This window comes from Lacticaseibacillus zeae subsp. silagei, from assembly GCF_030770335.1.
GTDB classification, from domain to species: domain Bacteria; phylum Bacillota; class Bacilli; order Lactobacillales; family Lactobacillaceae; genus Lacticaseibacillus; species Lacticaseibacillus zeae.
Map to the genome: position 1 here is coordinate 1,510,718 of NZ_CP132484.1, position 11,426 is coordinate 1,522,143.

General features: G+C 48.4%; 11 protein-coding genes. 9 read left to right on the forward strand and 2 right to left on the reverse strand.

Features of this window, described 5'->3' with window-relative positions:
- Positions 1–21 precede the first annotated feature (21 nt).
- From LACZS1_RS07190 to LACZS1_RS07210, 5 genes are all read left to right on the forward strand, one after another.
- Entirely contained in the window at positions 22–2,148 is a 2,127-nt protein-coding gene (locus LACZS1_RS07190) for a peptidoglycan D,D-transpeptidase FtsI family protein (RefSeq protein WP_070650463.1), read from the forward strand.
- Positions 2,149–2,337: 189 nt separating this feature from the next.
- Entirely contained in the window at positions 2,338–3,027 is a 690-nt protein-coding gene (locus LACZS1_RS07195) for a rhomboid family intramembrane serine protease (protein WP_070650462.1), read from the forward strand.
- Positions 3,024–3,278: a YqgQ family protein gene (locus LACZS1_RS07200; RefSeq protein WP_010487952.1), complete on the forward strand. Its 255-nt coding sequence runs from the start codon at positions 3,024–3,026 to the stop codon at positions 3,276–3,278. Before LACZS1_RS07195 ends, LACZS1_RS07200 begins: the two co-directional genes overlap by 4 nt.
- Entirely contained in the window at positions 3,271–4,233 is a 963-nt protein-coding gene (locus tag LACZS1_RS07205; protein ID WP_010487954.1) for an ROK family glucokinase, read from the forward strand. The genes LACZS1_RS07200 and LACZS1_RS07205 overlap by 8 nt, the downstream gene beginning before the upstream one ends.
- Positions 4,234–4,255: 22 nt before the next feature.
- Positions 4,256–4,663, forward strand: coding sequence for a rhodanese-like domain-containing protein (locus LACZS1_RS07210; RefSeq protein WP_010487956.1), 408 nt, complete (start codon positions 4,256–4,258; stop codon positions 4,661–4,663).
- Between the two features lie 71 nt (positions 4,664–4,734).
- On the opposite strand, the gene LACZS1_RS07215 is transcribed toward LACZS1_RS07210, so the two are convergent.
- A complete protein-coding gene (locus tag LACZS1_RS07215) occupies positions 4,735–4,914 on the reverse strand; it encodes a DUF3042 family protein (RefSeq protein ID WP_010487958.1) in 180 nt (59 codons plus the stop codon).
- A 68-nt stretch (positions 4,915–4,982) separates the two neighbouring features.
- Between LACZS1_RS07215 and miaA the strand changes: the two genes are divergently transcribed.
- Positions 4,983–5,942, forward strand: coding sequence for a tRNA (adenosine(37)-N6)-dimethylallyltransferase MiaA (miaA, locus tag LACZS1_RS07220; protein WP_070650461.1), 960 nt, complete (start codon positions 4,983–4,985; stop codon positions 5,940–5,942).
- On the forward strand, positions 5,926–7,188 hold the full coding sequence (locus LACZS1_RS07225; protein ID WP_070650460.1) for a methionine gamma-lyase family protein: 1,263 nt from the start codon (positions 5,926–5,928) through the stop codon (positions 7,186–7,188). Before miaA ends, LACZS1_RS07225 begins: the two co-directional genes overlap by 17 nt.
- Positions 7,189–7,287: 99 nt before the next feature.
- On the opposite strand, the gene LACZS1_RS07230 is transcribed toward LACZS1_RS07225, so the two are convergent.
- Complete coding sequence (locus tag LACZS1_RS07230; protein WP_070650459.1) at positions 7,288–9,378, reverse strand: Orn/Lys/Arg family decarboxylase; 2,091 nt, start codon at positions 9,376–9,378, stop codon at positions 7,288–7,290.
- 303 nt (positions 9,379–9,681) lie between these two features.
- Here LACZS1_RS07230 and LACZS1_RS07235 point away from each other — a divergent pair, with 303 nt between their 5' ends.
- Both LACZS1_RS07235 and glnA read left to right on the forward strand, forming a co-directional pair.
- On the forward strand, positions 9,682–10,044 hold the full coding sequence (locus LACZS1_RS07235) for a MerR family transcriptional regulator (RefSeq protein ID WP_010487965.1): 363 nt from the start codon (positions 9,682–9,684) through the stop codon (positions 10,042–10,044).
- Positions 10,045–10,062: 18 nt separating this feature from the next.
- Positions 10,063–11,403 carry a type I glutamate--ammonia ligase gene (glnA, locus tag LACZS1_RS07240; protein ID WP_010487966.1) on the forward strand — a complete coding sequence of 447 codons (1,341 nt, stop codon included), beginning with the start codon at positions 10,063–10,065 and terminating at the stop codon, positions 11,401–11,403.
- The last annotated feature ends 23 nt before the right edge of the window (positions 11,404–11,426 follow it).

Sequence of the window (11,426 nt, forward strand, 5' to 3'; positions counted from 1 at the left end):
GATTTCAAAGGAGCATTTAGGGTGAAGTACATTCGTACACCGCAGCCGAAACGAAATAAAAGTCACATTCCGTTTCGCTTAAATTTATTGTTTTTCATTGCGTTTCTTTTGCTAGCGGCACTGGTTGCCCAGCTGGCTTATTTGCAGATTCTAAATGGTCCCCGATTGGCTGCCGAAGTCGATCGGACGAACAAAACAACGGTCACCGGCAATGTACCGCGTGGATTGATTTATGACAGTAAGGGACGCGCGCTTGTCACTAACAAGGCCAACAATGCGATTACCTATACCAAGAGTGTCGGAACCAAATCCCAACAGATGTATGACATTGCCAATCAGCTGGCAAGATTGATTGATAAGCCGGCTGAGAATCTGACCAAACGTGATTATATTGACTATTACCTGGCCCAGACCAAGGTGTCAAAAAGAATCACCAAAAAACTGCCTAAGAAGATTCAGGATTTGCCGTCAGCGGATTCGGATAAATTGTACAAATATCAAGTTGCCTATGTTCGCCAACATATGCCGACATTGACGCCTATTCAAAAAGAGGCAGCCGGACTTTATAAAATCATGAACGGCGCTACGCAGTTATCCACGGTTTATTTGAAAAATCAAAACGTCACTGCCCACGAAGTCGCGGTTGTCGGCGAGCGGCTGACACAGATGCCAGGCGTTAACCTTGGTACTGATTGGGAACGCTCATACCCTAATGGCGAGTCGATGACCTCGATTATCGGCCGCGTTTCCAACGAAAAAAGCGGGCTGCCTGCGGATGAATTGAACGCCTACTTAGCGAATGGGTATGCGCGCAATGACCGTGTCGGCACCAGTTACTTGGAAAAAGCGTACGAGAATGTTTTAAAGGGATCAAAGAGCCAGACCCAGGTTGAAATTGGCAATAATAACCAAATTGTCCAGTCGGTTTCCAAATTCAAAGGACAGCAAGGTGCCAATCTGAATCTGACCATTGATTCGGAATACCAAAAGAAAGTCGAAAAGGCGTTGGATGACACCTTTAGTTCGGTTCGCTCGGCCGGTGCCGGCAGTTTATCGGATGGTGCATATGCCGTGGCAATGGATCCAAATACCGGGCGGATTCTGGCCATGGCCGGGCAACATCAGGATACGCAGACCCATAAAGTCGAAGACGATGCGCTTGGGGTTATCAATCGTGCTTTTGTTGTCGGGTCTGCGGTCAAAGGGGCGACGGTTCTCGGTGCACTTCAAGACGGAGTTATTACGGTTGACCACAATACCCAGGCAGACACGCCGATTTATTTGCCGGGTACACCAGTTAAAAAATCCGTTTACCCTGTCGGTACGTTCAGCTCGCTGGATGCTGCTTCAGCGCTGGAAGTGTCCAGTAACATTTACATGATGTGGCTGGCGATGAAGGAAGGCCATTACGCTTACTCGCCGAATAATTATCTAAAACTAGACAACAACATTTTCAGCAAGATGCGCGGCTACTTCAACCAGTTCGGCTTAGGAATCAAGACCGGCATCGATTTGCCTGGTGAAATTGCCGGGTTGGAAGGTAGTACCCATGACAGTTCTGGCAACTTACTAGTTGGGTCGGCGTTGGACTTGGCATACGGGAACTACGATAACTACACCTTGATCCAAATGCTGCAGTACATCAGTGCGATTGCCAATAATGGGTACCGCATGCGTCCTTACCTGGTCAACAGTATCAGTCAGACCTTGAGCGATGGCAGTAAGGGACCGATTTTAAGTACAACTCAGCCATCTGTAACGTCTAAAATCGAGAATACCCAAGCACAAATCGATCTGGTGAAGCAAGGAATGTGGCAGGTTGTCCATGGTACGAACGGGTGGACGACGGCAACTTCTCTGAATAGTCTGAACCCTGGGGTCGCTGGGAAAACCGGGACTGCGCAAGGCTTTACTCGTCAATCAAAAGGGTCGGCGTTGACTGAAACCATTACGGAAAGTTTTGTTGGCTATGCACCCGCGAAAAATCCCAAAATTGCGATCGCGGTTATTATTCCCAACCTGAAAGCTGAAACGACGACGCCTTATCAGCTGCAAATTGCCAAAGAAATGTTTAGCGACTTCTACAAGATGAATGACATCAAAGAAGACAAGGGCTATTCAATTCATCAAAAGACGGTCAATGGTTAACGTTGTTTTGTTGGCAGCGTGTGCAAAAAATGCTAAACTACTACAAGAACATGGCCGTCAAGTGATTGATTGGCACTGGTGGCAATGGGAAAACAACAGGGTCACCTGTTGTTTTTTTAGCGAAATTGCCGCTTGGCGACGGTTATACACGCACTTGCTGCTTGGGCAGTCAGGTTAGAAAGGATTTCAATGAACTACGCAAATTGGCGCTCACGTTTTCAAAATTCAGCTTATGTGACCAACGGCATTCTGGCCGTCACGATTTTGGTGTTCATTCTAGAGACGCTTTCCGGTGGCAGCACCAATACTGAAGTGCTGATTGCTTATGGTGCCCGAGCTAATCCGCTTATTTTATACGGACAATGGTGGCGCCTGATCACCCCGGTATTTGTTCATATTGGCTTAACGCACATCTTGATGAATGGCTTTTCGTTATACTTTTTAGGCGAAATGACGGAACGTTTATTTGGTCATTGGCGGTTCTTCCTGCTATATTTCATTTCCGGTTTCGCCGGTAACGTCGCGAGTTTTGCATTCAGTCCCAACACGTTGGCGGCTGGAGCCAGCACTGCTATTTTCGGGTTACTGGGAGCTTGCTTGATGTTAGGGGATACCTACCGCGAGAATCCTGTCATTCGTCAATTATCACGTCAATTTTTGCTGTTGGTTGTCTTGAACTTGGCATTTAACCTTTTCTCTAGCGGCGTTGATATTTATGGACACATTGGCGGTGTGCTAGGCGGTTTCTTAGCGGCCGGCATGTTGGGAGCCCCGGCACTTGGTCGTATGGGGACTGTCCGGCGCGTCGCTTCGGCAGTCACCTTGATCTTTGGACTGGTTGCTTTGATTTTATTTGGAATTCAGCGCGGAATCGTATGAAAACTTATTATGATGTTTTGCAATTATTAAAGAGCTTTGGCACCTTTATCCATGTCGGTAAACGGGTGTGGGATATTGAGCTGGCAGCACTAGAATTAGACCGTTTGCATCAGGCAAAATTGATTGACGATAAGGTTTATCTGAATGCGAAAGTTGTTTTGCGGCATGCCCATGAACAAGAAGAGCAAGATCCCTTGAATCACGATTTACCTTTGCATTCAGATCAACGGAGGAATGATCAAAATGAATAATCAAAAATTAATCGGGGTTGACTTAGGCGGGACAACCATTAAATTTGCTATTTTAACCCAAGCAGGCGATATTCAGCAGCGTTGGAGTATCGACACCAACATTCTGGATGAAGGCAGCCATATTTTGCCGGATATTGTGACGTCCATTAACGAACACCTAAAACTTTACAACATGTCGCCAGCCGATTTTGCCGGGATCGGCATGGGGTCTCCGGGTTCTGTTGATATCAAAGCTGGCACCGTTATTGGCGCATACAATTTGAACTGGAAAACATTGCAGCAAGCCAAAAAAGTGATCGAATCCGGCACCAAGATTCCTTTCAACATTGATAATGACGCCAATGTTGCGGCATTGGGCGAACGCTGGAAAGGCGCCGGTGAAAATGACCCGGATGTGACCTTCGTGACGCTTGGTACGGGCGTTGGTGGCGGTATTATTGCAGATGGCGAGCTGTTACATGGCGTTGCCGGTTCTGCCGGTGAGTTAGGACATGTCACCGTCGATCCGGTTAACGGGTATCTATGTACCTGTGGCAAGCGCGGCTGCCTCGAAACAGTAGCTAGTGCGACCGGCGTGGTGCGGGTTGCTCGTGACATGGCAGAAGAATTTGCCGGCGACTCAAAGTTGAAGCAAACGCTGGACGATGGGGACGAGATTTCTAGCAAAATCGTTTTCGATTTGGCAAAAGACGGCGATCGCCTGGCTTTGATGATTGTGGACCGGGTTTGCTTCTATCTTGGTTTGGCCTTAGCGAACGTTGGTAATTTATTGAATCCGAAATTCATCGTCATCGGTGGCGGTGTGTCGGCGGCAGGCGACTTTTTGCTTAAACGCGTCGATAAGTATTTCAAAGAAAATACGTTCCCGAATGTTCGTGAAACCACCCGATTGCGGTTGGCAACGCTGGGCAATACAGCTGGCGTCATTGGAGCCGCAAGCCTGGCACTGAAGTAAGGGAAAAAGGAGAGTCGTGTAAGTGTTAACTTATCTGTTAATCTTTGTTGGATTATTTTTAATTTACTGGGGCTTCAGCTGGTTGTGGAGCTATTATCAAAAGTCGAAATTCAAGGCCATCGGTGGCGAAATTTCACCTGAAGAATTTGAGCACACGATGCGCAAAGCCCAGATTATCGACTTACGGGAACGCAACGAATTCAAAGCAGGCCATATTCTTGGTGCGCGTGACCTTCCGTATACGCAGCTGCGTGAGCGGTTAGGCGAGATGCGTAAAGATTTGCCGGTCTATCTCTATGACAAAACCGGCGTCCTTTCGTTGCGGGCTGCCCGGCGCTTGCGCAAGAATGGCTTTGAGAAGATCAGCTGGTTAAAAGGCGGTTACGATAACTGGTCAGGCAAAATCAAAAAAAGCCCGACTAATTATTGAGCCGTACATAGGCAGCAAAAAAAGCAATCGCACTGGTCGATTGCTTTTTTTGTTAAGCGATGCTTATTTGCTTAGCCTTGATGGGCTGAGAAGCGTTTGCGATTAGCTTTGCGCCGATTTTCATTGATTTCATCGGCCTTGGTTTCAACAGGTTCGACATAATTTTTCTTGAAGGCGAAAACACTGCCGGCAATGGCGCCAAGCGTCATCAACGTGCCAACGAAAAAGCCGCGTGCAAATTTATGTTTCATGAGAATCCCCCCTGATTGGTGATCTGTGATACTGAATTTATTATACTATATTGATGGAGCTTAATGAAATGGATAAACCGGCAAAACGTATCGTCATAATTGTGGGACCAACAGCTGTGGGTAAAAGTGATCTTGGCATTTACTTGGCCCAGCAGCTTCAAGGCGAAGTCATCAATGGTGATGCGTATCAAATTTATCGTCATATGAATATCGGTACCGCTAAAGTCATGCCTGACGAGATGGCTGGCGTCCCGCATCATTTACTGGATATCGTTGAGCCAACGATGCCTTACACGGTTGCTAAATTCAAAGAAGCCGCCGAAAATGCCATCACGATGGTCAGTGAACGGCATCATCTGCCGATTTTAGTTGGCGGGACCGGTTTTTATTTGAATAGTTTACGCCTGAATCTGCCGCTGGGTGGTAAAGCGCCGCCAAAAAGTGTCCGTCAGCGATGGCAAAAGGCATTAGCCGAGCATGGTGCGCCATGGTTATGGACTCAATTAGCCCAGCAAGACCCAATCGCTGCGAAGCAGATTGAACCTGCTAATACGCGGCGGGTCATTCGCGCGCTGGAAGTCATCGAATTGACCGGCAAACGGTTTTCCGAACAGCCCCAGCCCCAACCGCTTTATGAAACATTGGTTATCGGCTTGACCACGGACCGCGCGGTTTTATACGAGCGAATCAATGCGCGGGTGGACGCCATGATGGCGATGGGACTGGAATCAGAAGTCGTCAATTTGTTAAAAACTGTTCCGCCTGATGCTCAGGCAATGCAGGCCATTGGCTATAAAGAACTGGTTCCATATTTTAAAGGTCAAGCTGATTTGGCTGATTGTGTGGCGCTCATCAAGCAGCATTCACGTCACTTTGCCAAACGGCAGCTGACCTATTTTCGCAACCAAATGCCGACACATTGGTTTGATTTGGTTGCTCATCCGGAAGAAAAGCAGTCAGTGGTTGCGTTAGTGCGGCGATGGCTGAAGCAACCGGTTAAAGGAGAAAAAGATGAGTTGGACAGATAAATTTGATCCCGCCTTATTAAAAATGGTCAGGGAAGTCGATACCCAAATCGCACCACAATTGGCTGCGATTGATGAACGAATTTTGGAGAACCAAGATAAAGTTTTAACGAGCTTTCAGAAACACCATGTTGCCGAAAGCTATTTAACCGGATCAACCGGTTATGGCCATAACGATGAGGGCCGCGATGTGCTTGAGGCCATCTATGCTGACGTTTTAGGCGGTGAAGATGCGCTTGTGCGGCCGCAATTTGTCTCCGGCACTCACGCCATCGGGGTTGCATTGCTTGGGCTTGTCCGCCCGGGGGATGAGATTTTGTACATCACCGGAAAGCCGTATGATACGTTGCAAGAGGTGTTGGGACTTGCTGGCAACGGTATTGGTAGTCCTAAAGAATATGGTATTGGCGTCGATTATGTTGATCTTTTGCCAAATGGGGCACTCGATAACGATGCGGTTAAGGCACGGCTGACCGCTAAAACCAAAGTGGTTGCGATTCAGCGTTCGCGTGGGTATGCAACGCGCGATTCGTTTACGGTTGATCAGATTGCCGCGATGATCAAAGTTGTTCGCAGCGTCCTGCCGAATGTCTGGATTTTTGTCGATAACGCTTATGGCGAATTTTCCGAAACAACCGAACCACTTGAAGTCGGCGCCGACGTCATGGCTGGATCGCTGTTTAAAAATGCTGGGGGCGGCATGGCCAAAACCGGTGGGTATATTGTCGGCAAGAAGGATTTAATTGAGCGCATCAGTTATCGCTTCACGGTGCCTGGTCTTGGCGGTGCCGAGGGGGCGACTGTCGGTGCGCTGGCTGATATGTATCAAGGTTTCTTCATTTCACCGCAAACAACCGGTAATGCGATTAAAGGCGCCATCTTTGAAGCGGCCTTATTTGCAAAGTTAGGCTTAGATGTATCACCAACCTGGGATGCGCCGCGGACAGACCTGATTCAAACGGTTAATTTCGGCAACCAAGCTGATATGGTTAAGTTTGCCAAAGCCATTCAAGCCAATTCGCCGGTTGACAGCTTCGTGACGCCGATTCCGGAGAAAATGGCTGGTTATGAAGACGAGGTCATCATGGCCGGCGGGACATTTGTGGCCGGATCAACGGTTGAATTTTCTGGGGATGGTCCGTTGCGTCCGCCATACACACTTTATTTGCAAGGCGGTTTGACTTACGCACATATCAAACTGGCAACCATGGGGGCGGCACAATCGACTTTTTTTGATCAAGCTAAGTAGACAATTCGCATGCAAAAAAGCGTCAGCGTCACTGCAAACGGGCAGTGCACTGGCGCTTTTTTGATTTAGTATTGCCACTGCGGAATTTTCAAATCTATGTTAATGGTCCGCCACAACCTGCACGTAAGGTTCACCGTCCGAGCCGGTCACAATGCCCTGAATCTCCGGCGTGAATCCAGGAAAACGATGGATGCCGGCAAATAACGTTTCAAAATAGTGAATGGCCACCGCACGCCAGCGTTCGCCCGGCACGACGACGAAAATACCAGGAGGATACGGCAATGCCCCGGCAACGGCGATTCGGCCTTCCGCAGCCTGCAGTGGCACGGTGTCAAATTGTCCACGGACAAAACAGCGGTCGGCTGCTTGTGGCGTCATGGCAGTCGGTATGTTGTTCGTGTTTGTAAAAAGTAATTGTTGCTGCTGGACTAACTTAGCTTCGCGGAAAAAGTCGGACATGTTCTGGCCCAGTTCGCGTAAGGTCATATACAGATAAGCTTCACCGGTTTCAGCCACTAATTTTGGTAATGTCTCGGCAACCATTTTGTTGGCAAAGTAATCTTTTTCGAATTGTTGCAAAACTTGGCGAAGGTGCTGCCAGTCGGTTGTGGCAGATCCTGGCGTCATCAAAAACAGCAAGCTGTTCAAATCGGCTTTTTCCGGGACAATCCCGTGATCAAGCAAGTAGCGATCGACCAGCCAGCCGCTAACGCCAAATGTCGCCGTTTCCGGTAGCAGCACCGTGACCTTGCCAGGATCAAGATAAGCTTGGTTCGGCTTTAAGTGCAGGAGCTGATGCCACTTGGCGTTAGGCGTCATTGACCAGGCTTCCGCAGAAGTCGTTGCCTTTTCCGGGGCAATTGCGGTCAACATCGGATTTTGATAGGCCGAAAACAGGCGAGAATCACTTAACGAGCGACGGAAAGCGAGTGCTGCCTGAAGAGCGTCTGCCCAGATTTTTTGACCGCGGCGGCCTTGATTGATCGCGGTATTAGCGACCAACGATGCGTAAAGTGGGTAAGAATAGCTAGTGGTGACGTGTTTTAGGTACGCATGGTTGAATTGCTCATGGGTGACATAGCGTGGCTGTCCTTTGATGTGCGCATCTTTTTTATGAATCTGAGACGCTTGGCCGAAGCCGGATTGTTGCTTGTGAACGCTTTGGGTGACGATGATGCCCGGATCATCCGGACTCAATGGCACTTGCAAAGGATCCGTTGGTTTCATGGCCGGAATGAAGGGCTCGTATCCGCCCCAAGCGGCATCAAAGGCAATGTAGTCCGTTAGTGGGCCAAAAAGATCAAGTAACTGGCGGACATTAGGAACAATACCGTCGAAGGTTTCCAGCTCAAGAATGGCCAGTCTAAACGGATGGCGTTCTTGGGCTTTTTGCGGATCAATGCTCGCAACCAGTTGGCGTAACCGGTTAGCGCTGATATCAGTAAGGTCAAGTGGACCGATTAATCCGCGTTGGGTACGGAGGGTGTCAAGGTAAACCGGGCGGGCCCCATTTTGTACCAACGCGGCATTATAAAAAGATTTGTGATTATTACGGTCAAATAAAACCAGATCACCTGGCGTCAGCAACGCACTGGCTACAATGTTGTTGGAGCCAGTCGTGCCATTGGTGACAAAATAAGTTTCATCAGCATGGTATAACCGCGCCGTGGCTTGTTCAGCTGCCAGCGGGCTGCCGCCATGTGTCAACATGTCTCCCAGTGAAGTGACCACATCGCTGGTATCGCTGGCAAAAAAAGTGTCCCCATAAGCTTGATAAAGTAGATAACCGGCGGGGGCCAACCTATCATACTGGCCGCTGTGGTGACCGGGAGTGGCAAAACTTGTCGGGTTTGCCTGTGCAAAATTCAGTAGATCATTTAGAAAGGCGGGAATCATCGTCTTTTCGTAATGTGTCGCTGCCGCGGTGATTTGAGTGAGCAAATTAGCATCAAGTCGCGGTGCTTCAGTCAAGTCCAGCTGGCCGGTTGAATCATTTTGGCGGTGGCCAATGACAAAGACCGGCAAAGGCAGTTCACTGGCAACAAGTTGGTCAAAGACATTTTGATCGGCCGCATGCACCACCACTGCATTGAAAGCTGCCAAAGGGTAATCATTAAACGGCAGCCAATCGGTGGGTAAGTTGACAGATTTCATGGTCGGGGTGTATCCAACGTGTAAATGTAAGGTCATGACGACAACGTCCTTTCAGAAACCTAGTTACTGTTATCATACGTTTCATATTTAAAAATACCTAGAAAGAATTTGGCGCGGTAAGATTTCGGATTGCTTGGATAATACTGACAAGCGTGGCAAGTTGACTTAGTAGAAAGCGCTTCTTTTTGAATAATTGGCTCAACATATTGGTCTATAACAAGTTGACCGTAAAAATAAAATTTTTTCATTTTTTACGTTAAATGTCAGAAAAGCTTACATGTTGCGTTGACACCGTTTATCTGGTTTGATAAGCTGACATCGTTGTAAAGGAGGATGCCTATGGCTGAGATCGCTGATCTGAGAACGCGATCGGTTTTGCCGATTGGTACAGTTATGTTGTTAACAGACTTGACTGCCCGCCAGATTCGTTACTATGAAGCCCAGGGATTGGTCAAGCCCGAGCGCAATGCCGGCAATCACCGAACTTATTCGCTTAATGACGTTGATGAACTGCTGGAAATCCGCAGTCAGATGGCAGATGGTTTCACGCTGGCTGACGTTAAGCGGTTGAAGCATCCACGTCATCGCGAGGATAGCGATGCCGAAGTTCGCAAAGTGTTGCGCGATGAACTGTTGAATCAGAGTCGACTCAATCAAAGCCCGGATCCGGGTCCCACCATCGGCTTCCGACAATCACACTAAAGATAGGAGTTCACGTATATGGCAAGAAAAGCAATTACCGCTGATGAGATTCGCCAGACAGTTAAGGATGAGAACGTCTTATTCTTGCGCCTGATGTTTACCGACATTAACGGGATCATTAAGAACGTCGAGGTGCCGATTTCCCAGTTGGAAAAGGTGCTGAATAATAAGATTACCTTCGATGGTTCGTCAATTGACGGTTTTGTTCGAATCGAAGAAAGCGATATGCTGCTCTATCCGGATCTTAACACTTGGCTATTGTTCCCGTGGGAGAATGATCACGGTAAGATTGCCCGGCTGATCTGCTCGGTTCATCGTCCAGACGGCACACCTTTTGGCGGCGATCCGCGTAACAATCTGATCCGTGTCGTGAATGAAATGAAAGAAGCCGGCTTCACAGCTTTCAATATCGGCCCTGAACCGGAATTCTTCTTGTTTAAACTGGACGAAAATGGCAATCCGACAACGAAGCTGAATGATCATGGTTCTTACTTCGATTTTGCACCGCTTGATATGGGCGAAAATTGCCGGCGTGATATTGTCCTTGAGTTGGAAAAGATGGGCTTTGAAGTCGAAGCTTCCCACCATGAAGTGGCACCGGGCCAGCACGAAATTGACTTCAAATATGCCGATGCACTTGATGCTGCCGATAACATTCAAACCTTTAAACTTGTGGTCAAAACCATTGCCCGCAAACACGGCCTGTATGCGACCTTTATGCCAAAACCACTTCACGGCATCAACGGTAGCGGCATGCACATCAACATGAGCCTTTTCCACGACAAAGGCAATGCCTTCTATGATCCAAATACCGACGATCAGTTGAGTGAAACGGCGATGCATTTCCTTGCCGGCGTTTTGCGCCATGCTTATGCGCTGACCGCGGTTAACAACCCAACCGTCAACTCCTACAAACGACTGGTGCCAGGATTTGAAGCCCCGGTTTATGTGGCTTGGTCCGGCAAAAACCGCTCACCACTGATTCGGGTACCGCAGTCACGGGGATTATCAACCCGCTTGGAGTTACGCTCGGTTGATCCGACTGCCAATCCTTACTTAGCCATTGCCGCAATCCTTCAGGCCGGCCTTGATGGCGTCAAGAACCAGTTGAAGCCGGAAGAAGCGGTAGATCGTAACATTTATCGGATGCAAGACGACGAACGCAAAGCAAATCATATTCAAGACCTCCCATCAACCTTGCACAATGCGTTGAAGGCATTGGCGGCTGATGACGTGGTCAAGGCTGCCCTGGGTGAACATTTGTATCAAAGCTTTATGGATTCGAAGAACCTCGAATGGTCCGCATACCGCCAGCAGGTTTCCGAATGGGAACGGCAACAATACCTGGAATTGTATTAATTCCAGCCACCCAAAAGCTGTTG